Source organism: Anaeromyxobacter terrae (assembly GCF_022690685.1).
Taxonomy (GTDB): domain Bacteria; phylum Myxococcota; class Myxococcia; order Myxococcales; family Anaeromyxobacteraceae; genus Anaeromyxobacter; species Anaeromyxobacter terrae.
The window spans coordinates 1-23,513 of the sequence record NZ_JALCYY010000066.1 but is presented as its reverse complement, the minus strand read 5'-3'; the positions used below and the strand labels follow the sequence as shown (position 1 = coordinate 23,513).

At 70.8% G+C, this 23,513-nt stretch carries 41 protein-coding genes; 40 read left to right on the top strand and 1 reads right to left on the bottom strand.

Annotation, left to right across the window (positions count from 1 at the left end; genetic code table 11):
* From MNY62_RS21555 to rsmI, 39 genes are all read left to right on the top strand, one after another.
* The coding region (locus MNY62_RS21555) for an EF-Tu C-terminal domain-related protein (protein ID WP_456298376.1) at positions 1–281 on the top strand (281 nt) is incomplete at its 5' end.
* Between the two features lie 93 nt (positions 282–374).
* Positions 375–680: a 30S ribosomal protein S10 gene (gene rpsJ / locus MNY62_RS21550; RefSeq protein ID WP_011421000.1), complete on the top strand. Its 306-nt coding sequence runs from the start codon at positions 375–377 to the stop codon at positions 678–680.
* 11 nt (positions 681–691) lie between these two features.
* A complete protein-coding gene (rplD, locus tag MNY62_RS21545; RefSeq protein WP_242340122.1) occupies positions 692–1,312 on the top strand; it encodes a 50S ribosomal protein L4 in 621 nt (206 codons plus the stop codon).
* Complete coding sequence (locus tag MNY62_RS21540; RefSeq protein ID WP_242340121.1) at positions 1,309–1,602, top strand: 50S ribosomal protein L23; 294 nt, start codon at positions 1,309–1,311, stop codon at positions 1,600–1,602. Before rplD ends, MNY62_RS21540 begins: the two co-directional genes overlap by 4 nt.
* Positions 1,603–1,624: 22 nt before the next feature.
* Complete coding sequence (gene rplB, locus MNY62_RS21535; protein ID WP_242346403.1) at positions 1,625–2,473, top strand: 50S ribosomal protein L2; 849 nt, start codon at positions 1,625–1,627, stop codon at positions 2,471–2,473.
* A 23-nt stretch (positions 2,474–2,496) separates the two neighbouring features.
* Positions 2,497–2,793 (top strand): 30S ribosomal protein S19, encoded by a 297-nt coding sequence (rpsS, locus tag MNY62_RS21530; protein WP_242340119.1) that lies wholly within the window; start codon positions 2,497–2,499, stop codon positions 2,791–2,793.
* A 13-nt stretch (positions 2,794–2,806) separates the two neighbouring features.
* The gene (gene rplV / locus MNY62_RS21525; protein ID WP_242346402.1) at positions 2,807–3,241 is read left to right on the top strand and encodes a 50S ribosomal protein L22; all 435 of its coding nucleotides are present in this window, start codon (positions 2,807–2,809) and stop codon (positions 3,239–3,241) included.
* A 30-nt stretch (positions 3,242–3,271) separates the two neighbouring features.
* Entirely contained in the window at positions 3,272–3,946 is a 675-nt protein-coding gene (rpsC, locus tag MNY62_RS21520; protein ID WP_242346401.1) for a 30S ribosomal protein S3, read from the top strand.
* Positions 3,947–3,977: 31 nt separating this feature from the next.
* A complete protein-coding gene (gene rplP, locus MNY62_RS21515) occupies positions 3,978–4,394 on the top strand; it encodes a 50S ribosomal protein L16 (protein ID WP_242346400.1) in 417 nt (138 codons plus the stop codon).
* Positions 4,395–4,407: 13 nt separating this feature from the next.
* Positions 4,408–4,629 (top strand): 50S ribosomal protein L29, encoded by a 222-nt coding sequence (gene rpmC, locus MNY62_RS21510; RefSeq protein WP_242346399.1) that lies wholly within the window; start codon positions 4,408–4,410, stop codon positions 4,627–4,629.
* Between the two features lie 5 nt (positions 4,630–4,634).
* Complete coding sequence (gene rpsQ, locus MNY62_RS21505) at positions 4,635–4,892, top strand: 30S ribosomal protein S17 (RefSeq protein WP_242346398.1); 258 nt, start codon at positions 4,635–4,637, stop codon at positions 4,890–4,892.
* Between the two features lie 3 nt (positions 4,893–4,895).
* On the top strand, positions 4,896–5,264 hold the full coding sequence (gene rplN, locus MNY62_RS21500; protein WP_242346397.1) for a 50S ribosomal protein L14: 369 nt from the start codon (positions 4,896–4,898) through the stop codon (positions 5,262–5,264).
* A gap of 2 nt (positions 5,265–5,266) precedes the next feature.
* Positions 5,267–5,581: a 50S ribosomal protein L24 gene (gene rplX, locus MNY62_RS21495; RefSeq protein WP_242346396.1), complete on the top strand. Its 315-nt coding sequence runs from the start codon at positions 5,267–5,269 to the stop codon at positions 5,579–5,581.
* 99 nt (positions 5,582–5,680) lie between these two features.
* Positions 5,681–6,223 carry a 50S ribosomal protein L5 gene (rplE, locus tag MNY62_RS21490; protein WP_242346395.1) on the top strand — a complete coding sequence of 181 codons (543 nt, stop codon included), beginning with the start codon at positions 5,681–5,683 and terminating at the stop codon, positions 6,221–6,223.
* 11 nt (positions 6,224–6,234) lie between these two features.
* Positions 6,235–6,420, top strand: a complete 186-nt coding sequence (locus MNY62_RS21485; protein ID WP_242340110.1) for a type Z 30S ribosomal protein S14 — start codon at positions 6,235–6,237, stop codon at positions 6,418–6,420.
* 12 nt (positions 6,421–6,432) lie between these two features.
* Positions 6,433–6,831, top strand: coding sequence for a 30S ribosomal protein S8 (gene rpsH, locus MNY62_RS21480; RefSeq protein ID WP_242346394.1), 399 nt, complete (start codon positions 6,433–6,435; stop codon positions 6,829–6,831).
* Between the two features lie 13 nt (positions 6,832–6,844).
* Complete coding sequence (gene rplF, locus MNY62_RS21475) at positions 6,845–7,387, top strand: 50S ribosomal protein L6 (protein WP_242346393.1); 543 nt, start codon at positions 6,845–6,847, stop codon at positions 7,385–7,387.
* A 60-nt stretch (positions 7,388–7,447) separates the two neighbouring features.
* A complete protein-coding gene (rplR, locus tag MNY62_RS21470) occupies positions 7,448–7,807 on the top strand; it encodes a 50S ribosomal protein L18 (protein ID WP_242346392.1) in 360 nt (119 codons plus the stop codon).
* Positions 7,808–7,825: 18 nt separating this feature from the next.
* Positions 7,826–8,332, top strand: coding sequence for a 30S ribosomal protein S5 (gene rpsE, locus MNY62_RS21465; RefSeq protein ID WP_242346391.1), 507 nt, complete (start codon positions 7,826–7,828; stop codon positions 8,330–8,332).
* Positions 8,333–8,341: 9 nt separating this feature from the next.
* Positions 8,342–8,581: a 50S ribosomal protein L30 gene (gene rpmD, locus MNY62_RS21460; RefSeq protein ID WP_242346390.1), complete on the top strand. Its 240-nt coding sequence runs from the start codon at positions 8,342–8,344 to the stop codon at positions 8,579–8,581.
* Positions 8,582–8,617: 36 nt separating this feature from the next.
* Positions 8,618–9,112 carry a 50S ribosomal protein L15 gene (rplO, locus tag MNY62_RS21455; protein WP_242346389.1) on the top strand — a complete coding sequence of 165 codons (495 nt, stop codon included), beginning with the start codon at positions 8,618–8,620 and terminating at the stop codon, positions 9,110–9,112.
* A gap of 77 nt (positions 9,113–9,189) precedes the next feature.
* On the top strand, positions 9,190–10,527 hold the full coding sequence (secY, locus tag MNY62_RS21450; RefSeq protein WP_242346388.1) for a preprotein translocase subunit SecY: 1,338 nt from the start codon (positions 9,190–9,192) through the stop codon (positions 10,525–10,527).
* Positions 10,528–10,575: 48 nt separating this feature from the next.
* A complete protein-coding gene (locus MNY62_RS21445; protein ID WP_242346387.1) occupies positions 10,576–11,220 on the top strand; it encodes an adenylate kinase in 645 nt (214 codons plus the stop codon).
* Between the two features lie 17 nt (positions 11,221–11,237).
* Positions 11,238–12,035: a type I methionyl aminopeptidase gene (map, locus tag MNY62_RS21440; RefSeq protein ID WP_242346386.1), complete on the top strand. Its 798-nt coding sequence runs from the start codon at positions 11,238–11,240 to the stop codon at positions 12,033–12,035.
* Between the two features lie 238 nt (positions 12,036–12,273).
* A complete protein-coding gene (gene rpmJ, locus MNY62_RS21435) occupies positions 12,274–12,390 on the top strand; it encodes a 50S ribosomal protein L36 (protein ID WP_242340100.1) in 117 nt (38 codons plus the stop codon).
* Between the two features lie 25 nt (positions 12,391–12,415).
* A complete protein-coding gene (gene rpsM, locus MNY62_RS21430; protein WP_242346385.1) occupies positions 12,416–12,802 on the top strand; it encodes a 30S ribosomal protein S13 in 387 nt (128 codons plus the stop codon).
* Positions 12,803–12,831: 29 nt separating this feature from the next.
* On the top strand, positions 12,832–13,314 hold the full coding sequence (gene rpsK / locus MNY62_RS21425; protein WP_456298375.1) for a 30S ribosomal protein S11: 483 nt from the start codon (positions 12,832–12,834) through the stop codon (positions 13,312–13,314).
* A gap of 14 nt (positions 13,315–13,328) precedes the next feature.
* Complete coding sequence (gene rpsD, locus MNY62_RS21420) at positions 13,329–13,955, top strand: 30S ribosomal protein S4 (protein WP_242346384.1); 627 nt, start codon at positions 13,329–13,331, stop codon at positions 13,953–13,955.
* Positions 13,956–14,166: 211 nt separating this feature from the next.
* On the top strand, positions 14,167–15,186 hold the full coding sequence (locus MNY62_RS21415; RefSeq protein ID WP_242346383.1) for a DNA-directed RNA polymerase subunit alpha: 1,020 nt from the start codon (positions 14,167–14,169) through the stop codon (positions 15,184–15,186).
* Positions 15,187–15,215: 29 nt separating this feature from the next.
* Entirely contained in the window at positions 15,216–15,713 is a 498-nt protein-coding gene (gene rplQ / locus MNY62_RS21410; protein ID WP_242346382.1) for a 50S ribosomal protein L17, read from the top strand.
* A 125-nt stretch (positions 15,714–15,838) separates the two neighbouring features.
* Positions 15,839–16,456, top strand: a complete 618-nt coding sequence (locus MNY62_RS21405) for a phosphatase PAP2 family protein (RefSeq protein WP_242346381.1) — start codon at positions 15,839–15,841, stop codon at positions 16,454–16,456.
* A 104-nt stretch (positions 16,457–16,560) separates the two neighbouring features.
* Complete coding sequence (gene rpsP / locus MNY62_RS21400; RefSeq protein ID WP_242346380.1) at positions 16,561–16,824, top strand: 30S ribosomal protein S16; 264 nt, start codon at positions 16,561–16,563, stop codon at positions 16,822–16,824.
* 10 nt (positions 16,825–16,834) lie between these two features.
* Positions 16,835–17,065 carry a KH domain-containing protein gene (locus MNY62_RS21395; RefSeq protein ID WP_242346379.1) on the top strand — a complete coding sequence of 77 codons (231 nt, stop codon included), beginning with the start codon at positions 16,835–16,837 and terminating at the stop codon, positions 17,063–17,065.
* A 1-nt stretch (position 17,066) separates the two neighbouring features.
* Complete coding sequence (gene rimM / locus MNY62_RS21390) at positions 17,067–17,564, top strand: ribosome maturation factor RimM (RefSeq protein ID WP_242346378.1); 498 nt, start codon at positions 17,067–17,069, stop codon at positions 17,562–17,564.
* A gap of 79 nt (positions 17,565–17,643) precedes the next feature.
* Positions 17,644–18,390 (top strand): tRNA (guanosine(37)-N1)-methyltransferase TrmD, encoded by a 747-nt coding sequence (gene trmD, locus MNY62_RS21385; protein ID WP_242346377.1) that lies wholly within the window; start codon positions 17,644–17,646, stop codon positions 18,388–18,390.
* 15 nt (positions 18,391–18,405) lie between these two features.
* On the top strand, positions 18,406–18,819 hold the full coding sequence (gene rplS, locus MNY62_RS21380; RefSeq protein ID WP_242346376.1) for a 50S ribosomal protein L19: 414 nt from the start codon (positions 18,406–18,408) through the stop codon (positions 18,817–18,819).
* Between the two features lie 112 nt (positions 18,820–18,931).
* Positions 18,932–20,773, top strand: coding sequence for a hypothetical protein (locus MNY62_RS21375; protein WP_242346375.1), 1,842 nt, complete (start codon positions 18,932–18,934; stop codon positions 20,771–20,773).
* 4 nt (positions 20,774–20,777) lie between these two features.
* Positions 20,778–21,176, top strand: coding sequence for a YraN family protein (locus MNY62_RS21370; RefSeq protein ID WP_242346374.1), 399 nt, complete (start codon positions 20,778–20,780; stop codon positions 21,174–21,176).
* A complete protein-coding gene (rsmI, locus tag MNY62_RS21365) occupies positions 21,173–22,051 on the top strand; it encodes a 16S rRNA (cytidine(1402)-2'-O)-methyltransferase (RefSeq protein ID WP_242346373.1) in 879 nt (292 codons plus the stop codon). The genes MNY62_RS21370 and rsmI overlap by 4 nt, the downstream gene beginning before the upstream one ends.
* A 31-nt stretch (positions 22,052–22,082) precedes the next feature.
* Here the strand turns inward: rsmI and MNY62_RS21360 are convergent, their stop codons facing one another.
* A complete protein-coding gene (locus MNY62_RS21360; protein WP_242346372.1) occupies positions 22,083–23,168 on the bottom strand; it encodes a GNAT family N-acetyltransferase in 1,086 nt (361 codons plus the stop codon).
* A gap of 65 nt (positions 23,169–23,233) precedes the next feature.
* Here MNY62_RS21360 and MNY62_RS21355 point away from each other — a divergent pair.
* On the top strand, positions 23,234–23,513 hold a 280-nt coding region (locus tag MNY62_RS21355; protein ID WP_242346371.1), incomplete at its 3' end, for a GntR family transcriptional regulator.

Below are 23,513 nucleotides of genomic sequence, written 5' to 3'. Positions count from 1 at the left end.
ACACCAAGTTCAAGGCCGAGGTGTACGTCCTCACGAAGGAAGAGGGTGGGCGCCACACGCCGTTCTTCAATGGTTACCGGCCGCAGTTCTACTTCCGCACGACGGACGTGACGGGGTCGGTGCAGCTCCCCGAGGGCGTCGAGATGGTGATGCCCGGGGACAACATCGGGATGACGGTGGAGCTCATCACGCCGATCGCGATGGAGAAGGAGCTGCGCTTCGCGATTCGCGAGGGCGGCCGCACTGTCGGCGCGGGCGTCGTGGCCGAGGTCATCCAGTAGGTAGCACCACCGGCGAACGGCGGGGCCCTGGGCCCGCAGACGTTGCGGGCCAGGGTTCCGCGCCGCGCCGAGTGATGGAGAGAAGGCTTTCCGATGGCGACTCAGAAGATTCGGATCCGGCTCAAGGCCTACGACTACAAGCTGCTCGACCAGTCGGCCGGGGAGATCGTCGAGACCGCGAAGCGCACGGGCGCGAAGGTGGCGGGACCGATCCCGCTCCCCACCCGGATCAACAAGTTCACCGTTCTCCGCAGCCCGCACGTCGACAAGAAGTCGCGCGAGCAGTTCGAGATCCGCACGCACAAGCGGCTGCTCGACATCCTCGAGCCGACTCCTCAGACGCTCGACGCGCTCATGAAGCTCGACCTCTCGGCCGGCGTGGACGTGGAGATCAAGTAGTCGAGGACCCTATGGCCAAGTTCGACGTCTACGACCTCGACAAGAAGAAGGTGGGCGAGATCGAGCTCGCCGACGCCGTCTTCGCGGGCGAGGTGAACGAGCACCTCTTCTACGAGGTGGTGAAGGCGAAGCTCGCCTCCGATCGCTCGGGCACCCACGCCGTGAAGAACCGGTCCCTCGTGTCCGGCGGCGGCAAGAAGCCCTGGAAGCAGAAGCACACCGGCCGTGCCCGCCAGGGCTCGACCCGGGCGTCGCAGTGGGTGGGCGGCGGCAAGGCGATGGGGCCGAAGCCGCGCGACTACTCCTACGACGTTCCCAAGAAGGTCCGGAAGGCGGCCCTGCGCGCCGCGCTCGCGCTCCGCAGCCAGGAGCAGAAGCTCGTCATCGTGCAGGAGTGGAAGCCGGCCGAGCCGAAGACCTCCGCGGCAGCGAAGGTGCTCGCGAAGCTCGGCGCGAAGAAGGCGCTCGTCGTCGACGCTGCGGCGAACGCCTCGCTCGCGAGGAGCGTGCGCAACCTCGACGGCTCGGACTTCCTCGCCGCCGAGGGGCTCAACGTCTACGACATCCTGAAGCACGACGCGCTCGTGCTGACGGCCGAGACCGCGAAGAAGCTGGAGGCCAGCCTCTCATGAACCTCGCCATGCAGGACGTGGTGAAGCGTCCGCTCATCACCGAGAAGGCGGAGCAGGCCCGCGAGGCGTACCGTCAGTACGCCTTCGAGGTGCACCGGGACGCCACCAAGATCCAGGTGAAGCAGGCGGTGGAGAAGCTCTTCAACGTGCACGTCCTCGACGTGCGCACCGCCATCGCGCGCGGAAAGAACAAGCGCGTCGGCCGGAACGTCGGCCGCCGCCCCAACTGGAAGAAGGCCTTCGTGACCCTCAAGGAGGGCGAGACGATCGCCCTCTTCGAGGGGACGTAGAGGCGAGGGGACGGAGACCAACATGGCCCTCAAACAGTACAAGCCGACCAGCCCTGCCCGACGGGGCATGACGGTGGCGGACTTCGCGGAGATCACGAAGTCCAAGCCGGAGAAGAAGCTCACGCAGCCCGTCCGCAAGTCGGGCGGCCGCAACGCGCACGGCCACATCACGACCCGCCACATCGGCGGCGGCCACAAGCGCCGCTACCGCGTGATCGACTGGCGCCGCGACAAGGACGGCGTGCCGGCCAAGGTCGCCTCGGTCGAGTACGACCCGAACCGCACGGCGCGCATCGCGCTCCTGCACTACGCCGACGGCGAGAAGCGCTACATCCTCGCGCCGGTGGGCGTGAACGTCGGGGACTCGCTCGTCTCCGGCGAGGCGGTCGACATCCGCCCGGGCAACGCGCTGCCGATCAAGGCGATCCCGCTCGGCACCGTGCTCCACAACGTCGAGTCGCAGCCCGGCTCCGGCGGCAAGATGATCCGGGCGGCGGGCTCCTTCGGCCAGCTCATGGCGAAGGAGGGGCTGTACGCCCAGATCCGCATGCCCTCCGGAGAGGTCCGCAAGGTCCTCCAGGAGTGCCGGGCGACCATCGGCCAGCTCTCGAACGTCGAGAGCTCGAGCGTCCGCCACGGCAAGGCGGGCAAGAGCCGCTGGCTGGGCAAGCGCCCGACCGTGCGCGGCCTCGCGATGAACCCCGTCGATCACCCGCACGGCGGCGGCGAGGGCAAGTCCGGCCAGGGCAACCCGCACCCGGTCTCGCCGTGGGGCCAGAAGACCAAGGGTCAGAAGACCCGCAACAACCGCCGCACTGACAAGTTCATCGTCTCCCGCCGCAAGCCCGGGCCGCGCAACACGCCCCAGTAGCGAGCGAGAAGGGACAGCGACTCATGGCGCGTTCGATCAAGAAGGGCCCGTTCGCGGACAAGCACCTCACGAAGAAGGTCGAGGACGCGAACAAGGGCAACAAGAAGTCGGTCATCAAGACCTGGTCGCGGCGGAGCACGATCCTGCCGGACTTCGTCGGCCACACGTTCGCGGTCCACAACGGGCGGAAGTTCGTCCCGGTGTTCGTGACCGAGAACATGGTCGGCCACAAGCTCGGCGAGTTCGCCCCGACGCGCACCTTCCACGGTCACTCGGCCGAGAAGAAGGCCGCGGCGGCGCCTGCGCCGGCCAGGAAGTAGCGAGGGAACGGACATGGCCGAGACCCAGACCACGAAGAAGGGCGCCAAGCGCGTCCGCCAGCCGGTGCCCGCGCGCCGTTCGAAGCCGAACCGGCCCGCGAAGCCCGCGCCGGGGCCGCACGCCTCCCTCAGCTTCCTCCGCGTCGCGCCGCGCAAGGTGCGGCTCGTCGCGAACGAGGTGCGCGGCATGCCCGTCGGCGACGCGCTGGCGGTGCTCAAGTTCACGCCGCAGGCGGCGGCGAAGCACCTCTCGAAGCTCATCCGCTCCGCGGTGGCGAACGCCGAGCAGAAGGGCGGCCGCGTCGACGTCGACGCGCTCGTCGTGAAGACGCTCACGGTGGACCAGGGCCCGAAGATGCGGCGCTTCATGCCGCGCGCGATGGGCCGCGCCTTCCGCATCGAGAAGAAGACGAGCCACGTCTACGTCGAGCTCGGAACCGCGCAGTAGCCTGGAACCCAAGGGAATCGAGGAGAGCACATGGGACAGAAAGTCCATCCGATCGGGTTCCGGCTCGGCGTCATCCGGTCCTGGGATTCGAAGTGGTACGAAGAGAAGAACTACGCGAAGTGGCTCCACGAGGACATCCACCTCCGCGAGTACGTGAAGGAGAAGCTCGGCCAGGCCGGCATCTCCCGCATCGAGATCGAGCGCGCCGCGAACAAGGTGAAGATCAACGTCCACACCGCGCGGCCGGGCATCGTGATCGGCAAGCGGGGGGCGGGGATCGAGACGATCAAGAAGGAGCTGCAGGGCAAGACCGAGGCCGAGGTCTACCTGAACGTCGTCGAGGTCCGTAAGGCCGAGACGGACGCGCAGCTCGTCGCGGAGAACATCGCGACCCAGCTCGAGCGCCGCATCGCGTTCCGCCGCGCCATGAAGAAGGCGGTCCAGACCGCCCTCAAGTTCGGCGCGAAGGGAATCCGCGTGGCCTGCTCCGGCCGTCTCGGCGGCTCGGAGATGGCGCGGTACGAGTGGTACCGCGAGGGCCGCGTCCCGCTCCACACGCTGCGCGCGGACATCGACTACGGCTTCGCCGAGGCGAAGACCACGTACGGCAAGATCGGCTGCAAGGTCTGGATCATGCGGGGCGAGGTGCTGCCGCAGACCACCCCTGCGCGCCCGCCGCGGAGCACCGGCGGCGCCCGGCCCTGAGCCGCGCCCAGGAACCTTCTAGGAGACGCACATGCTTCAGCCGGCGCGAACGAAGTACCGCAAGATGATGAAGGGCCGCATGCGGGGCAAGGCCTACCGCGGCTCGGACCTGAACCAGGGCGAGTACGGCCTGCAGGCCACCGAGTGCGGCTGGCTCACCTCACGCCAGATCGAGGCCGCGCGCGTGGCGATCACCCGCTACGTGAAGCGGGGCGGCAAGCTCTGGATCCGGGTGTTCCCGGACAAGCCGATCACGAAGAAGCCCGCCGAGACGCGAATGGGCACCGGAAAGGGCAACGTGGAGTACTACGTGGCGGTCGTGAAGCCCGGCCGCGTGCTCTACGAGCTCTCCGGCGTCGACGACGAGTCGGCGAAGAAGGCCTTCCACCTCGCCGCCCACAAGCTGCCCGTCTCGACGAAAGTCGTGAAGCGCGGCTCCACGCTGTAGGAGGGAACGAGCGATGGCCACCGTCAACGAGCTGCGCGAGCTGGAGCAGAAGGATCTCCTCGCCCGCGCGGCAGAGCTGAAGCAGACGCTCTTCGACCTCAAGAACAAGCACTCGACCGGCGTGCTCGACTCGACCGCCGACCTCGCCAAGACCAAGCGCGAGATCGCGCGCATCCTCATGGTCGCGCGCGAGAAGGAGCTCGCCACGGCGCAGGCCGGGAAGGCGAAGGAGTGATCGACATGGAGCGCGGCAACCGCAAGTCCCGCATCGGCGTGGTCGTCTCGAACAAGATGGCGAAGACCGTCGTCGTCAAGGTCGAGCGCCGGGTGACCGAGCCGAAGTACGGGAAGATCGTGAAGCGCGCCGAGAAGTACAAGGCGCACGACGAGAACAACGCCTGCCAGATCGGCGACAAGGTCCGGATCGTCGAGACGCGTCCGATGTCCAAGGACAAGCGCTGGCGCGTCGCCGAGACCCTCGAGAAGGCGGAGGTCTAGGCCATGATCCAGATGCAGACGATGCTCGACGTCGCCGACAACTCCGGCGCGAAGAAAGTCCAGTGCATCAAGGTGCTCGGGGGCAGCCGCCGCAGGTACGCCTCGATCGGCGACGTGATCGTCGTCTCGGTCAAGGAGGCGATCCCCCAGGCGAAGGTGAAGAAGGGCGAGGTCGCCCGCGCCGTCATCGTGCGCACGAGCCGCGAGGTCAAGCGGCCGGACGGCAGCTACATCCGCTTCGACGGGAACTCCGCGGTCCTCATCAACAAGGACCTCGAGCCCATCGGCACGCGCATCTTCGGGCCGGTGGCGCGCGAGCTCCGCGCCCGGAAGTTCATGAAGATCATCAGCCTCGCGCCGGAGGTGCTGTAACCATGCCGGGCATTCGCAAGGGCGACACGGTCAAGATCATCTCCGGCAAGGAGAAGGGGAAGCAGGGCAAGGTCCTCGAGCTCCTGCCCGAGAAGGGCCGCGTCCGCATCGAGAAGCTCATGACCGTGAAGCGCCACCTGAAGAAGGGGCGCAGCCAGGCCACGCCGGAGGGCGGGATCCTCGAGAAGGAGGGGACCGTCGCCATCTCGAACGTGATGGTGCTCCAGGGCGACAAGGCGGTCCGCCGCGAGAAGATCGCGCGCGACCTCGGCGCCAAGGAGAAGGCGCGGTCCGACAAGAAGAAGGCCGCGAAGTAGGCGGGGTTTCTGCCGTCGGGATTTGGACGGCACGGAGAGTTCGTAGGAAAACGCATCGCCCGGCACGGGAAGAGGCCGGCCGAAGGCAAGGAGAGCACGATGGCAGCGCGTCTGAAGGAGCGGTACGAGAAGGAAGTCCGCTCCGAGCTGATGAAGGAGTTCGGGTTCGCGAACCCGATGCAGGCCCCGAAGCTCGAGAAGATCGTCGTGAACATGGGGCTCGGTGAGGCGATCAACAACGGCAAGATCATCGACGCCTCGGTCGAGCAGCTGTCCTCCATCACCGGTCAGAAGCCGGTCGTGACGAAGGCGCGCAAGTCCATCGCGAACTTCAAGCTGCGCCAGGGCCAGTCGATCGGGGCGATGGTCACGCTCCGCGGCGACCGCATGTACGAGTTCTTCGACCGCCTCGTGTCGATCGCCCTCCCGCGCGTGCGCGACTTCAAGGGCGTCTCGCCCAAGGCGTTCGACGGCAAGGGCAACTACACGCTCGGCGTGCGCGAGCAGATCATCTTCCCCGAGATCAACTACGACAAGGTCGAGAAGATCAAAGGGATGAACATCACGGTCGTCACGACCGCGCGGAACGACGAGGAGGGCCGAGCGCTCCTTCGCCACCTCGGCATGCCGTTCCGTCAGTAAAAGGAGATCCCATGGCGAAGCTTTCGAAGATGGCGCAGGCCAAGCGCAAGTTGAAGTTCCCGGTCCGGCAGTACAACCGCTGCCCGCTGTGCGGCCGGCCGCGCGCGTTCCTGCGCAAGTTCCAGATGTGCCGTCTCTGCTTCCGCCAGCGCGCGCTGCAGGGCGAGATCACCGGCGTCATCAAGTCGAGCTGGTAAGGGAGACGCGAGATGAGCTTCACCGATCCCATTGGCGACATGCTGACGCGCATCCGTAACGCCTCGAACGCGCGTCACGAGAAGGTCCTGGTTCCCACGTCCCGGCTGAAGGTCCGCATCGCCGAGGTCCTCCGCGAGGAGGGCTTCATCAAGGACTTCGTCCTTCATCAGGACGGGCCCCAGGGCGCGATCACCATCCTCCTCAAGTACAGCGGCGACCGAGAGCCGGCGATCAGCGACATCAAGCGAGTCTCGAAGCCGGGGCTGCGGCGCTACGTGCCGACCGACTCGATTCCGCGCGTGCTGAACGGCATGGGCATCGCGATCCTCTCCACGTCGAAGGGCGTGATGGTGGACCGCGAGGCCCGCAAGCAGAAGGTCGGCGGCGAGCTGATCTGCACCGTCTGGTAAGGGAGCGACCGAGATGTCTCGCATCGGCAAGCTGCCCGTCAAGATCCCGGAGAAGGTGAAGGTCTCCGTGGACGGCAACCTCGTGAAGATCGAGGGGCCCAAGGGCAAGATGTCCTTCCCCACGAACCCGCGCGTGACGGTCGCGGTGGACAAGGGCGAGGTGAAGGTCACGCGCCCCGACGACTCTTCGGTGTCGAAGGGACTGCACGGCCTCACCCGTACGCTCGTCAGGAACGCGCTCGATGGCGTCGTGAAGGGCTACGAGCGCGGCCTGGAGATCAGCGGCGTCGGCTTCAAGGCCGAGGTGAAGGGGAAGGAGATCCACTTCGCCCTCGGCTTCTCGCACCCGGTGGTGTTCAAGCTGCCGGAGGGCGTGACCGCGGAGGTCGACGCGAAGCAGACGAAGCTGACGGTGAAGGGCGTGGACAAGCACCTCCTCGGCCTCACCGCTGCCAAGATCCGCGCCCTCCGCCCGCCCGAGCCGTACAAGGGCAAGGGCATCAAGTACGCGGAGGAGATCATCCGCCGCAAGGAAGGCAAGACCGGCGCCGCCTAGGCCCGGCATCCACCCCGCTCATGCGGCGGCTGAACCGTCGCCGCCGCAAGGAGGACAGTCATGGCGAAGCACGTCACGCCGCGCGAGAAGCGCAGGGCTCGCATCCGCCGGAAGATCTCCGGCACCGCCGCGCGCCCCCGGCTCACGATCTACAAGAGCCTCAAGCACATGTACGCCCAGCTCGTGGATGACACGACGGGAACCACCCTGGTCTCGGTTGCCACGAACGCGAAGGCGCTCAAGGCCGAGCTCAAGGACGACGACAAGACCGCTGCGGCGAAGCGCGTGGGCGCGGCCCTCGCGAAGGCGGCCATGGCGCAGGGGATCGAGGCGGTCGTGTTCGACCGCAACGGGTTCGACTACCACGGGCGCGTCGAGGCGGTGGCCGCGGCCGCGCGCGAGGCCGGGCTCAAGTTCTAGGTGACGGAAAGGTTTCGAATGGCTACTCCCATCAACGCGAACGAGCTCGACCTCCAGGACAAGGTCGTCCACATCAACCGGGTGGCGAAGGTCGTGAAGGGCGGCCGCCGGTTCAGCTTCTCGGCGCTCGTCGTCGTCGGCGACGGCAACGGCCACGTCGGCGTGGGCCTCGGGAAGGCGAACGAGGTCCCCGAGGCGATCCGCAAGGGCGGCGACCAGGCGAAGAAGAACCTCTTCAAGGTTCCGCTCGTCGGGACGACGATCCCCCACGAGGTCCTCGGCCACTTCGGCGCGGGCTGGGTGCTTCTCAAGCCCGCGGGCGAGGGCACCGGCGTCATCGCCGGCGGCACGGTTCGCGCGGTCCTCGAGGCGGCCGGCATCCGCAACGTCCTCACGAAGTGCCAGGGCTCGCGCAACCCGCACAACGTCCTCAAGGCGACCGTGGCGGGCCTGAAGAGGCTGCGCTCCGCGGACGACGCCGCCCGCGCGCGCGGCAAGCAGGCCGCCGAGCTCGGCGGGGCGTAAGGAGACATCATGGCTGCCATCCAGGTGAAGCTCGTCCGCGGGCTCGCGGGCTGCCCCGCTGCGCATCGAACGATCGTCGCGGGCCTCGGCCTCAAGAAGCTCGATTCCACGAAGCTCCTGCCCGACACGCCGCAGACGATGGGGATGATCGCGAAGGTCTCCTATCTCGTCGAGTGGGAGCGGGTAGACCAGCCTGCGCCCGAGGGGCGGAAGGCCAGGAAGGCGAAGGCGGCGGCCCGGCAGGGTTAGACAGCCGTCCGCCTCGTGATAAAAGGAGAACGCTCCATGTCGCTTTCCAAGCTCAAGGCGCCCAAGGGCGCGAACCGCGAGCGCACGCGCGTCGGCCGTGGCCAGGCATCTGGCCTCGGCAAGACGGCTGGCCGCGGCGGCAAGGGCCAGAAGGCCCGCTCCGGCAACATGCACTTCGAGGGGTTCGAGGGCGGCCAGATGCCGCTCCAGCGTCGCCTCCCGAAGTTCGGTTTCAAGAACGTCTTCCGCCGCGATCTCGAGGAGGTCAAGGTCGGGGATCTCGAGGGCCTCTCGGGCCTCGTGGATCCCGCCGCGCTGAAGAGCGCGGGGCTCGTGCGCGGGAACCGTGACGGCGTCGTCCTCCTGGGCGGCGGTGAGCTCACGAGCGCGGTCACCGTCAAGGTGCACCGCGCGACCGCCGGCGCGCGCGCCGCGGTCGAGAAGGCGGGTGGCAAGGTGGAGCTCATCCCCGCGCCCGTCACGATGTACGAGAAGGCCAAGGCCGCGAAGAGGGCCCAGGCGAAGAAGTAGGGCGGGGACGTGGCGGCACGACGGCGGCCGCGCCACGCGGCGCGCCGCGCGTCGGGCGCAGGGCGAAAGGGGACCGCATGGCAGTCAGCGGGCTTGTGAACATCTTCAAGATCGCGGAGCTCCGAAAGCGGCTCCTCTTCAGCCTCGGGATGCTCGCCGTCTATCGGCTCGGCATCTACGTCACGACCCCGGGCGTCGACCGGCAGGCGATGCAGAACGTCGTCTCGTCCGGCAACCTGCTCGGGCTCCTGAACTTCTTCTCCGGCGGCGCGTTCGAGCAGCTGTCGATCTTCGCGCTCGGCATCATGCCGTACGTGTCGGCGTCGATCATCCTGCAGCTCCTCACGGTGGTCGTGCCGGCGCTCGAGAAGCTCCAGAAGGAAGGCGAGCTGGGGCGGCGCAAGATCACCCAGTACACGCGCTACCTCACGGTCGTGCTCGCGGCGATCCAGGGCTACGGGATCGCCACGTACCTGGAGACGCTGCGCGATCCGGCCGGCCTCGCGGTGGTCGCCGATCCGGGCTGGAGCTTCCGGCTCATCACCATGATCTCGCTCGCGGCGGGCACCTCGTTCATCATGTGGATGGGCGAGCAGATCACCGAGCGCGGCGTCGGGAACGGCATCTCGCTCATCATCTTCGCCGGCATCGTCGCGCGCGTCCCCGCCGCGGCCTGGAACACCTTCCACGCGTTCCGCGCGCCGGGCTCCCAGATGAGCGAACTCGGGGTCGTCGTCCTGCTCGCCATCATGGTGGTGGTGATCGGGGCGATCGTGTTCGTCGAGCGCGGGCAGCGGCGCATCCCGATCCAGTACGCGAAGCGGGTGGTCGGCCGGAAGCTCTACGGCGGCCAGTCGACGCACCTGCCGCTCAAGGTGAACACCTCGGGCGTCATCCCGCCGATCTTCGCGTCGTCCCTGCTGCTCTTCCCGGCGACGCTCGCGGGCTGGTTCCCGGCGCTCAGCCGCGTGTCCACCGCGATCCAGTCGGGCAGCTGGATCTACAACGTGCTGTACGTCGTCCTCATCATCTTCTTCGCCTACTTCTACACCGCGGTGACGTTCAACCCGGTGGACGTCGCCGACAACCTCAAGAAGTACGGCGGCTACATCCCGGGCATCCGGCCTGGCAAGAAGACGGCGGACTACATCGACTACGTCCTGTCGCGCATCACCTTCGGCGGCGCGATCTACCTCGCCGCGGTGTGCGTGCTGCCGTCGATCCTGACGAACGAGTTCAACATCAACTTCTACTTCGGCGGCACCTCGCTGCTCATCGTGGTCGGCGTCGCGCTCGACACGGTCCAGCAGATCGAGGGGCACCTCATCACGCGGCACTACGAGGGCTTCACCGGCCCGCGCGGCCCGCGGATCCGCGGCCGCAGGCTCTCGACCGGACAGGCCGTCAACGCCTGACGCACGGCGGGCCTCGCATGCGAGGCCCGCTGCGTCTCGGAGGTCGCGATGATCCTCATCCTGCTCGGACCGCCGGGGGCCGGCAAGGGCACCCAGGCGAAGCTGCTCTCCGCCGAGTACCACGTCCCGCACATCTCGACGGGCGACATGTTCCGCGATCACAAGGCGCGCGGGACCGAGCTCGGCAAGCAGATCCAGGCGATCATGGACGCGGGCGCGCTCGTGACGGACGACGTCACGAACGCGCTCGTGAAGGACCGCCTCTCCCGCCCGGACGTCGCCGACGGCTTCATCCTCGACGGGTACCCGCGGACGATCGCCCAGGCGGAGTACCTCGACGGCCTGCTCCAGTCGATGGGGCGCTCCCTCACGCGCGTCGTCTCGTACGACGTCGCCGAGGAGGCGATCGTCGAGCGGATCAGCGGCCGGCGGAGCTGCCCGAAGTGCGGCGCCGTCTATCACGTCTCCGGCAATCCGCCGCGGCGCATGGGCTACTGCGACCGCGACGGCGCGGGGCTCGTCCAGCGCGACGACGACAAGCCCGAGAACGTGAAGAAGCGCATGGCGGAGTACGGCAACAAGACGGAGCCGCTGAAGCGCTTCTACCGGGAGCGCGGGCTGCTCGCGAACGTGGACGGCATCGGCACGCCGGAAGGCATCCTCGCCGCCACGAAGCGGATCCTCTCGAAGTAGGCGGCGCGGACGCGACGATGGACGGGCGCGCACGCGAGCGCATCGAGCTGCGCACCCGCGACGAGATCGCGCGGATCCGCGAGGCGTGCCTGGTGGTGCACGACGTGCTCGACGAGCTGGCGGCGGCGGCGGTGCCGGGGGTGACGACGGCCGACCTCGACCGGCTCGCCCGCACGCGCGCCCGCGACCGCGGCGCCGAGCCGGCCTTCCTGGGCTACCACGGCTATCCGGCCTCGCTCTGCATCTCGGTGAACGAGGAGGTCGTGCACGGCATCCCGTCCGAGGGACGGGTCCTGCGGGAGGGCGACATCGTCGGCCTCGACTTCGGGGTCGTGCTCGGCGGCTGGTTCGGCGACTCGGCGCGCACGGTCCCCGTGGGCCGGGTGAGCGCCGAGGCGACCCGGCTGCTCGAGGCGACGCGCGAGTCGCTGCGGCGCGCGATCGCCGCGGCGGTCCCCGAGGGCCGGGTCGGCGACCTCGGCGCCGCCGTGCAGGCGTGCGTGGAGCCGCAGGGCTACTCGGTCGTGCGCGACTTCGTGGGCCATGGTATCGGACGGCGGCTCCACGAGGCCCCGCAGGTCCCGAACTTCGGAACCCGCGGCTCCGGCGTCGTGCTGCGGCCGGGGATGGTCCTCGCCATCGAGCCGATGGTGAACGCGGGCGGGCGCGCGGTGGAGACGCTCGAGGACGGCTGGACGGCAGTGACGGCCGACGGCAGCCTGTCGGCCCATTTCGAGCACACGGTGGCGATCACCGAGGATGGGCCGGAGGTGCTCACCCTCGGGCGGGTGGGACCGGGCGGGGGGAGCCGATAGGAGGCAGGCCAGCGCGGACCCGCTTGCAGCCGCGGTTTCGCTATGTTATAGGGCCCGCTTCGTTGAGGCCGCTCGGGTCGGGTGGCCTCCCGGGAAAGCCCGGAGAATACGGGCGGCTACGCCGGGCGCGCCACGGAGCGCTCCCGAGCCGCCAGTCCCGCCGGCCGTAGCGGCGGGGTTTTTCGTCTTTGGAGCAGGACTTCGTGGTTCGAACACCACGAGCGGAAGGGAACGGGTCATGAAGGTCCGCGCGTCGGTCAAGAAGGTTTGCGACAAGTGCAAGGTCATCAAGCGCAAGGGCACCGTGCGGATCATCTGCCCGGCCAACCCCCGCCACAAGCAGCGCCAGGGCTAGGGCCCGGCGAGTAACGGAGAGACGAATGGCTCGCATCGCCGGCGTCGACCTCCCCCGCGAGAAGCGGATCGAGGTCGCCCTGCAGTACATCTACGGCATCGGCAAGACGACCGCGCAGGCCGTCTGCGACCGCGCCAAGGTGGACGTCACCACGCGGACGAAGGATCTCACCGACGACGAGGTCCGCCGCATCCGCGAGACCATCGAGCAGAACGTGAAGGTCGAGGGCGACCTCCGTCGCGAGACGTCGCTCAACATCAAGCGGCTCATGGATCTCGGCTGCTACCGCGGCCTGCGCCACCGCAAGGGCCTGCCGGTCCGCGGTCAGCGCACCCACACGAACGCGCGCACGCGGAAGGGCCCGAAGAAGGGTCTCGTGCGGAAGGCCGTCGCCGCCCCGGCGCCGAAGTAACCGAACGTCCTTAGACCGGAGAGCTCAGAGTGGCTGACGAGAAGCAGCAGACGAAGAAGCCGGAGGAGGCCGCCGCCGCACCCTCGGCGCCGAACCTCGGCGGCATCGAGCCGGTGACCGCCTCGCCCGTGACCCCGAAGAAGGGGAAGAAGCGGGTGAAGAAGAACGTCGCGGCGGGCATCGTGCACATCGCCTCGACCTTCAACAACACGATGATCACGATCTGCGACGCTTCGGGGAACGTGCTCTCGTGGTCGAGCGCGGGCGCGCGCGGCTTCAAGGGCTCGCGCAAGTCGACCCCGTTCGCCGCCCAGGTCGCCGCCGGCGACGCCGCCGCGAAGGCGATGGAGCACGGCCTCAAGACCGTCTCGGTGCTCGTGAAGGGTCCGGGCGCGGGCCGCGAGTCGGCGCTCCGCGCGCTCTCGGCCGCCGGGCTCAAGATCACGCTCATCCGGGACGTGACCCCGATCCCGCACAATGGCTGCCGGCCGCCGAAGCGCCGCCGCGTCTAGTCAGGAGAACGAACGTGGCTCGCTACAACGAAAGCGTCTGCCGGCTCTGCCGCCGGGAGAACCTCAAGATGTATCTGAAGGGCGACCGGTGCTACACCGACAAGTGCGCCATCGAGCGCCGCCCTTACCCTCCCGGCCAGCACGGCCAGGGGCGCGTGAAGTTCTCGGAGTACGGCGTCCAGCTCCGTGAGAAGCAGAAGGTGAAGCGGATGTACGGCCTCCTCGAGGCCGGGTTCCGCCACGCCTACCAGAACGCCGCCGCCGCGAAGGGCAAGACCGGCGAGAACCTGCTCCAGACGCTCGAGCTCCGGCTCGACAACGTCGTGTTCCGCCTCGGTTTCGCCGACACGCGCAACGAGGGGCGGCAGCTCGTCCGGCACGGCCACTTCAAGGTGAACGGCCGCAAGGTCAACATCCCGAGCTACCTGTGCCGCGCGGGCGACAAGATCGAGCTGCGGGATCGCTCGAAGAAGGTCGTCCGGATCAGCGAGGCCCTCGAGGCGGTCGACCGCCGCGGCGTCCCCGGCTGGCTCGAGCTCGACAAGGGCGGCTTCAAGGGCACGGTGAAGACCCAGCCTTCGCGCGAGGACATCACCATGCCGATCCAGGAGCAGCTCATCGTCGAGCTCTACTCGAAGTAATCGAGCGCCCTTCGGCAGGCTCAGGGCGAGCGTCCGTTCGGCGGGCTCAGGTGAGCGGGCCGAAGATCATGGACGATGAGAGCCTTCGAGCGGGCCGGCGAGCAAACGACGCCGGCCCGCTCATCACATCCAAGGAGTCGCGCGTCCCACGGATCCCCCGCCGCATGGCTGAGCGGACGAGGGGAGGGGGCGGCGGCAGAGGAGACAGCCCATGGTCGATCCGATCGTCACGAAGAACTGGCGCGACCTCATCAAGCCGCGCGGCCTGGTCGTGGACCAGGAGAGCCTCTCGAACACCTACGGGAAGTTCGTCGCCGAGCCGCTCGAGCGCGGCTTCGGCATCACCCTCGGCAACTCGCTCCGGCGCGTGCTGCTCTCGAGCCTGCAGGGCGCCGCGATCACCTCGGTGAAGATCGAGGGCGTCGAGCACGAGTTCATGACGATCCCCGAGGTCGCCGAGGACGTCACCGACATCATCCTCAACCTCAAGGAAGTCCTCCTCCAGATCCACACCAACGAGGTGAAGACCCTCCGGATCGAGGCGGACGGGCCCCGTGAGATCAAGGCCGGCGACATCATCGCCGACGACCAGGTCGAGGTCCTGAACCCCGGGCACCACATCCTCACCATCAGCGAGGGCGGCCGGGTCCGGATGGAGCTGACCGCGCGCCGCGGCCGCGGCTACGTCCCGGCGGACCGGAACAAGGTGCCGGGGCAGCCGATCGGCACCATCCCGATCGACGCGCTCTTCAGCCCGATCCGGAAGGTCAACTACCAGGTCACGAACGCCCGCGTCGGCCAGCAGACCGACTACGACAAGCTGACGCTCGAGCTCTGGACCGATGGCTCGGTCGCGCCGAACGACGCCGTCGCCTACGCCGCCAAGATCGTGAAGGAGCAGCTCTCGATCTTCATCAACTTCGACGAGGCCGAGGAGCCCGCCGAGGAGCTGAAGCCGGTCGAGGAGCAGAAGCTCAACGAGAACCTGTTCCGTTCGGTGGACGAGCTCGAGCTCTCCGTCCGCAGCGCGAACTGCCTTCAGAACGCGAACATCAAGACCATCGGCGATCTCGTCCAGAAGACCGAGGCCGAGATGCTGAAGACCAAGAACTTCGGCCGGAAGTCGCTCAAGGAGATCAAGGAGATCCTGGCCGAGATGGGCCTCTCGCTCGGGATGAAGCTCGAGAACTGGCCGCCGAAGGCGGCGCCGCAGGGCGCCCCCAAGGTCTAGCGAACCTGGACCGATAGGAGACACCCAAGATGAAGCACCGCGTCGTCGGCCGCCGGCTCGATCGCACCACCGAGCATCGCACGGCCATGCTGAGGAACATGGTGACGTCGCTCTTCCGCCACGAGCGCATCGTCACGACCACGCCGAAGGCGAAGGAGCTGAAGCGCTTCGCCGACAAGGTCATCACGCTCGCCAAGCGCGGCTCCGCCCACCACCGGCGGCTCGCGAACCGCGAGATCAAGGACGTCGAGGTGCTGAACAAGCTCTTCGACGCGCTCGCCGGCCGCTTCAAGACGCGGCCGGGCGGCTACACGCGGATCGTCCGCGTCGGGCGCCGCGCCGGCGACAACGCCGACATGGCCGTGATCGAGCTCCTCGACCGCGCCCCCGCCGAGGCGGAGGGCGGGGAGGGCGAGGGCGAGAAGAAGGCCGCCAAGGCCAAGGAGCCGAAGGCCCCCAAGGCGAAGGCGCCGAAGAAGGCCGCCGCGAAGCCGAAGGCCAAGGCGAAGAAGAGCGCCGACGAGTAGTCCGGGCGCTCCCCCGTCAGGCCGTTCCGGGCCGCGCGCGATCCGTTCGCGCGCGGCCTTTCGTTTTCCCCCGCGCGGGACGCCTTCCGCGCGGGGGGCCACGCTGGTACAAACGAACCGCCTCGATGCCGCCGCTCTACGCCCAGGACCCGCTCGGCGCAGCGAACGCCGCCCTCCAGTCCCGCGCGCTCGACCTGCCGATGGCGGCGCTGCTCGTGGCCTGCGAGCCGTGGATGCTCGTGCTCGTCGCCCTCGCGCTGTACTCCTGGCTCGAGGGCGAGGTGCGCGGGGTCCTGAAGTCGGTCGCGCCGGCCACGATCGCCATCCTGCTCGCGGTGGGGGTCGCGCTCGCCGCCCGCGCCGCGGGTGCCGCGCCCCGCCCCCTCGAGGCGAGCGGGTTCGCGCCGCTCCTCCGGGCGGCGTTCCCTGCGCCCCACGCCGCCGGCGTCGCCGCGTTCGCGGTCTTCTCGCTCCTTGCCTACGGGCGGCGCGCGCTCTCGGTCCTCGCGCTCGCGGCGCTCTGTGCGGCGGCGCGGGTCCGGGTGGGGCCTCACTGGGCCGCCGACCTCGCGGCCGGGGGCATGCTCGGCGTGCTCGTTGCGGGGGCTGCCTACCTCGCCACGCTGCGGCTGCTCCCCAGGGGGCACCTCGCGGCGCTGCGGGCGCGTCGCGTGCGACGGACCGCAAGTCCGGGGGGCGATGCGGCCGAGCGCAGCGCGGAGCCCGGCGCCGGCTCGTCTTGACACCCGGCCTAAGTTGGCGTAAAGAAACCCACTTTTCGTGGAGTCCCCGCCGCGCCCGGCAGGGGAAAACGCTCCGCGTTCCAAGGATTTAGGAGGCAGGACACATGGCGGTTGTTCTTCGGCTGTCGCGCGCGGGCACGCACAAGGCGCCCTTCTATCACGTGGTCGCCACCGACTCGCGCAACGCCCGCGATGGCAAGTACATCGAGGACGTCGGCGTCTACGACCCGACGCTGGTGCCCGAGCGCATCGAGCTCAAGGTCGAGCGCATCGAGCACTGGCTCAAGGTCGGCGCGAAGCCCAGCCAGACTGTCGCGATGATCCTCAAGCGCGCCAAGGGCGCCGCGCCCGCCGAGAAGAAGGCGTAAGGCGACGTCGATGCGCGACCTCGTCCTCTGGCTCGCCCGCGAGCTCGTCGAGAAGAAGGACGCGGTGAAGGTCGAGGTGCTCGAGCGCGATCGCTCGACGGTCCTCGAGCTCTCCGTGGCCCCCGACGAGCTCGGGCGTGTCATCGGCCGAGGCGGCAAGACGGCGAAGGCGCTCCGCACCGTGCTCGACTCCGCCGCCCGCAAGGAAGGACGGCGGGCGGTGCTCGACATCCTGGACTGACGTGGCGCTCGTCCGGCTCGGCAAGGTCGTCCGGGCCATCGGCCTGAAGGGCCACCTCGGGGTGGCCGGGACGGAGGGCGCGCTCACGACGGTGACCCGGATCGCGCTCCGACGTGGAGACGAGCCCGAGCCGCCCATGCGGGATGTCGTCGAGGCGCGGCCGCAGGGCCGCGTCTGGGCGGTGAAGGTGGACGGAGTCTCCGACCGGGCGGCGGCGGAGGCGTGGGTGGGCGCCGAGGTGCTCGCGCATCGCGAGGACCTGCCGGAGCTCGGCGAGGCCCGGCACTACTGGGCCGACCTCGAGGGGCTGCCGGTGGTGACGGCGGCGGGCGCTGCGGTCGGGACGGTGACGGGGCTGTACGAGACGGGCGGCGTGGACGTGCTCGTGGTGACGACGGAGGACGGCGGAGAGAAGCTCGTGCCGCTCGCGCCCTACGTCGAGGTGGACGTGGCGGGGCGGCGCGTGGTGGTGGATCCGCCCGAGGGGCTTCTGGACTGAGCGTAGGGAAGGAGGCCGCAGGAGACGAGGACGTGAGGTTCGGCTGGTTCACGACAGGCGGGGATCCCGCGGAGGCGCGATGAGCGCGCGACTCGAGGTGGAGATCCTGACGCTGTTCCCGAGGATGTGCGAGGGGTACCTCGCGGAGAGCATCCTCGGGAAGGCCCGCGAGGCGGGGCTCGTGTCGGTGACCGTGTCGGACGTCCGGGAGCACGCCCGGGGCAAGCACCGCGTGGCCGACGACGCGCCGTACGGCGGCGGCGCCGGCATGGTGATGAAGCCCGAGCCGCTCACGGAGGCCATCGAGGCGGCGCGGTCCAGGCTGCCCGGCGCGCTCGTCGTGATGACGAGCCCGCGGGGGCAGGCGCTGGACCAGGCGCTGGCGCGGCGGCTCTCGGCTCACGGCAAGCTCGTCCTCGTCTGCGGCCGCTACGAAGGGGTGGATGAGCGGGTGCTGGCGGCGGTGGACATGGAGGTCTCGATCGGGGACTTCGTCCTGACGGGCGGCGAGCTCGCGGCGCTCTGCGTCGTCGACGCCGCCGCGCGGCTCGTGCCGGGCGTGCTCGGCAACGAGGCGTCCGCCGGCGCAGAGAGCTTCGCGGGCGAGGAGACGTTCCTCGAGTACCCGCAGTACACGAGGCCCCCGGAGTTCCGGGGGATGAAGGTTCCGGAGGTCCTCCTCTCGGGAGACCACCGGCGCATCGAGCGGTGGCGGCGGCGCGAGTCGCTGCGCGTCACGCGCGAGCGGAGGCCGGACCTCTTCGCGAGGGCGCGCCTCACGGAGACCGACCTCCGGCTCATCGACGCCGGAGACGACGAGCTGTAAAGGAGAGCATCGATCATGCTGCGCAAGGCGATTGCCGACATCCAGGCGAAGTACGTGCGGAACGACGTCCCCGAGATCCGCTCCGGGGACACGGTCCGCGTCCACACGAAGATCAAGGAGGGCGACAAGGAGCGCATCCAGATCTTCGAGGGCGTGGTCATCGCCTACCGGCGGGGCACCCCCGGGTCGTCGATGTTCACCGTCCGGAAGATGAGCTACGGCGTGGGCGTGGAGCGCATGTTCCCCGTCCACAGCCCGCGGATCGACAAGATCGAGGTCCTGGGCCACGGCGAGGTCCGCCGCTCGCGCCTGTACTACCTGCGCGAGCTGCAGGGGAAGGCGGCCCGCCTTCACCAGGAGGAGGGCCCGACCCCCAGCGCAGCCGCCGCTGTCGCGCCCCCGGCTCCCGCCGCTCCGCCGCAGGCGTAGCCTCTCTCGGCGACGAGGTGGGAGCGCGCCCCCGGTGCGCTTCCACCTCCTCGCTCGCGCGCGCGCGTGCCTTCCCGGGCCGTGCGCCGGGCGCTAACATGCGCCCTCGAGCGTGATCCTCCTCGAGTTCGCAGCGCAGGGCGTGCGTGGCGTGGCGCCTTCGGGCGGCCGCGCGACGCTCCGTCCTGGCTACAACGTCGTCACCGCGGACGGTCCCGCGCTGCGGCGCCTCCTCGAGGCGCTGCTGCACCCGGATCCGCGCGACGCGGAGGCCCTCCCGCGCGCGGGCACCGGCCCTGCGGGCGCGGGCATGCGCGCGGGGCTGACCCTCGTCGGCGACGACCGCATCACGTACCGGCTCGTGCGCGACTTCGCGGTCGGCTGCCAGCTCCACCGGTTCGACGCGGAGAAGCGGGCGTTCGCGCCGGTCTCGCAGGAGCTCGGCGAGATCCGGGAGTTCCTTCGCTCGACCGTGGGCGTCCCCACCCCGGCGCGCCTCTCCGCGCTGCTCGCGCTGTCCGCGGCGGAGCTCCCCTCGCGGCAGGGCTCGGGCGTCGAGCCGGTCCGAGCGCCGGCGCGCGCGGCGCTCTCGCCGGAGCAGGCGCGCCGACGCGTCGCCCAGCTCGAGGCGGAGCTCGCGCAGGCGCGCAAGGCGGAGGGCCTCCAGGAGCGCGTAGACGCGCTGCAGGCGCGGCTCGCCTCCCTGGGCGAGGCGCTCCGGGCAGGAGACCGGCTCCGCGACGGCCTCGAGCGCGCGCTCGAGGCGCGCGCGGAGCTCGACGCGGCGGCCGCGGCCGGCGCCGCGCTCGGCGACGCGGAGGCGAAGCTCGCCGCCTACGAGCGAGCGAGCGCGCGCCGCGCGGAGGCGCTCGAGCGCGCCGCCGCGGAGCGCTCGTCCCTCGACGAGGTGGACGCCCGGGGCGCGCCTGTCCCGCCGTGGCGCGCGATCCCGTTCTGGGCAGGGGCGGGCGTCGGCCTCGCGCTTGCGATCGGCGGCGCGGCGGCCGCGGCGTCCGGATCGGAGCTCCGCCACGCGGCGCTCCTCGCGGTGCCCGCGTTCGGGACCGCGGCGTGGGTCGCGTGGGATTGGGTCGGCCGCCTCGAGGCGTGGGAGCGCGTCTCCCGGCGCAGGCGCGTGGTCGATGCCTGGGAGCGCAAGGTCGAGGAGGGGGTCGAGCGCGAGGCGCAGGACGTGCGCGCGGCGCTCAAGACCGCCGGCGTGCAGGGCGTGCCCGAACTCCGCGAGGCGCTCTCGCGGGTCGGGGACGCGGACGCGGTGGTCGCGGAGTGGCGCCGCCGCGTCGCCGAGTGGCAGGCGGCGCCGGAGGCACAGCGCCTGGCGGCGGAGCGGACGCAGGTGGAGGCGGAGCTGCGGGCTGCGGAGGCGACCTTCTCGGAGCAGGCTGGCGGCTTCGTGCGCGATCCCGTGTCGGTCGAGGGCGAGCTCCGACGCGTGAAGGCGGAGGCGGCTGCCGCGCCCAGCGGGCGCGAGGCGACGCCGCCGCCCGCGACGCCGGCGCCCGGCGGCGACCCGCTGCGCGTCCTCGTCGAGCGCGCCGCCGCGGAGGCCGGCGCGAGCCCGGGCGCGCTCGTCCGCGGCGTCGCAGCCAAGGCCTCACAGGCGCTCTCGGGGCTCTCCTTCCAGCGGCTCCAGTCGCTCGGCGCGGACGAGCGGGGCAACCTCGGCATCCAGGTGAGCGGTCGCGCCGTCCCGGCGGCGACGCTCCCGGCCGCCGACCGCGACCTCGTGTTCCTCGCCCTCAAGCTCGCGCTCCTCGAGCAGGCGCTCGCAGCCGGACGGGGCGTGGCGATCGCCGACGACGCCTTCGCGGGGCTCTCGGACGGCGCGCGGCGCTTCGCGGCGCGGCTCCTGAAGCAGATCGCCCGCCCGGGCCAGCTCCTCCACGCGACGGTCGACCCGTCGTTCCGCGAGGCGGCCGATCACGCGGCGTGAGGCGATGACCGACGGTGCGGAGCAGGGCGATCGGCGCGCCCGGGGACGCGAGGCGGAGGCGATCGCCGCCGAGTTCCTCGTCCGGGAGGGCTTCGTGGTCCTCGACCGCAACCACGGCACGCCGCGCGGCGAGGTGGACCTCGTCTGCCGGGAGGGCGCGGTCGTGTGCTTCGTCGAGGTGCGGAGCCGCTCCTCCGATGCGCAGGGCGGCCCGGAGGAGACCGTCGGGCGCGGCAAGGCGCGCCGGGTGGTGGCCGCCGCGACCGACTGGGCGCTGCGGAACGGAGGCCTCGAGCAGGAGATGCGGTTCGACGTGGTCGCGGTCACGTTCGAGGAGGCAGGGCCGCGGGTGGAGCTCTACCGCGGGGCGTTCGACGGAGAGGGAAGGCCGGGGCTGTGGTGACGGACACGGGTGAGCGGGGAGGGGGCGGGCGCGGCACGCTGTTCGTGGTCGCGACGCCGATCGGGAACCTCGGCGACCTGTCGCCGCGCGCCGCCCAGGTGCTCCGCAGCGTCCAGGCGGTCGCCGCCGAGGACACGCGGCGGACGCTGAAGCTCTACGCGCACCTCGGCGCGCCGGCGCCGGCGCTCGTGTCGCTGCCGGCCTTCGACGAGCGCGGCCGCGTCGCGGCGATCGTCGAGCGGCTCGTCGCGGGCGAGTCCGTCGCGCTCTGCACGGACGCCGGCACGCCGGGCGTCTCGGACCCGGGGGCGGCGCTCGTCGCCGCCGCCTGGGCGGCGGGCGCGACCGTGGTGCCCATCCCCGGCCCGAGCGCCGCGCTCGCCGCGCTCGCCGCGTCGGGCTTCCCCGCCGACCGGTTCCTCTTCGCCGGGTTCCTGCCGCGCAAGGGCACGGGGCGCGCCGAGGCCCTCGCCTTCCTCGCCGCGACGCCCGCGACCCTCGTGCTCTACGAGGCCGGAAACAGGACGCGCGAGACGCTCGAGGATCTCGCCGCGGCGCTGGGCGATCGCGAGGCGCTCGTCGCGCGCGAGCTGACGAAGCTGCACGAGGAGCTGCTGCGCGGGCGGCTCTCCGACCTCGCCGCCCGGCTCGTGGGCGAGGTCCGCGGGGAGGTGACGCTCGTCGTCTCCGGAGTGGGCGCCGCGCCGCCTCCGCGCCCCGCGCCGGAGGTCCCGCTCGAGGACGAGCTCGCGCGCCGGCTCGCGGCAGGCGAGCTCCCGTCGGCGATCGCGCGCGAGGTCGCCCGCGCGCGCGGGCTGAAGCGCTCCGACGTCTACGCGGCGCTCGAGCGGCTGAAGCGGGGCAGCGAGGATTGACGCTGCGGCTGGCGGGGAGATGGGAGCTCGCCTACGCCGGCGCCCGCCGCGGAGGGTCCTCTCCAGCGACGGCGGCCCGGTCCAGCACCATCTCCGACGAGGTGGCGAAGCGCCGCCGCGCGGCAGCGTCCACGAAGCCGAAGCGGGCGTAGAGCCCCTGGGCGTCGCGGGTGGCGAGCCGGACGAAGCGCGTTCGCCGCACCGCGGGGTGATCGAGGAGCAGCGACATCACCCGTCTGCCGAGGCCGCGCCCGCGCCACGGCCTCGCCACCACGACGTCGTAGATCCAGGCGCACCGCCCGTCCGACACGGCGCGCGCGGAGGCGACGAGCGCGCCGTGCGGCGCCCGTGCCCCGACCCACGCCGTCGCGGCCCGGTGGGCCGGGCCCACGAGCTCCCGCGGCTCCCCCTCCCACCAGTACTCGCCCGCGAGGAGCGCCTCCACGGGCGCGAGGTCGTCCGGCCCCAGCGCAGCGTGGAGCCGGACGCCGTCCGCGGCGAGGAAGGCAGGCGTGGGCGCGCCCGGGTTCGCATCGCGGATCGCCTCGATGGCCTCGGCGTCGCCCGGCGCGCCGCGCTCCCACAGACCGAGGAGGACCCGCTCGATCTCCTGGGGGGCCCGGTTCTGCAGGAGCTTCCACTTTCCGTCCACCCGCTCGAGCGGCACGGAGAAGACCCGCACGCCCGCGAGCTCGCCGCGGTAGAGCGGATCGTGAGCGTCGATGGGCTGGTACCGCCCCTCGGGCTGCCAGCGCCGCATGAGTGCCTCGAGGGCGCGGGCCTTCACGGCGGGGTCCTCCACCGCCGTGAGCGTCCCGTGCACCTGCACGCTCCGGAAGAGCGTGGTGGCGGGGCAGGCGCGCACCGGGTCCGCCATCCAGCTCGGGACGTGGGCGACCACCTCCTCGGCCGAGACCACGGCCGGCCGGCCGAGGCACGTCGCCTTCTCGCCGGCGTGCGCGCCGTGGAAGAAGACCCCGTCCTCGAGCACCGCGGCGTCGATGGCGCGCAGCACCGGCGCGCCGTCGGGGGTGGTGGTGGCGAGGTGCACGAAGGGGGCGCGGGCGAGGAGGGCCAGCGCGCGGGCGCGGTCGGCCCGGAAGATCTCGCGTCTCATCCCGGGGAGCCTGCTCCGGCGCTGGCACGACGAAAAGGTCCAGTCCGGATAAACTGCCTGGACCAGTGCGCACCTGGCCGCTCGCCCTCGCGCTCGACCGCGAAGACCCCGCGCCGCTCGCGGTGCAGATCGCCCGCGGGCTCGCGGCGCGCATCCGCTCGGGCGCGCTCCAGCCCGGGGCGGCGCTCCCCTCGAGCCGCGAGCTCGCGCGCGCTCTCTCGGTGCACCGCAACACCGTGCTCGCCGCGTACGGCGAGCTCGCCGCGGAGGGCTGGATCGAGAGCGCCCGGGCGCGCGGCACGTTCGTCTCACGGGCGCTGCCCGCCCGTCCGCCGCGGCCCTTCG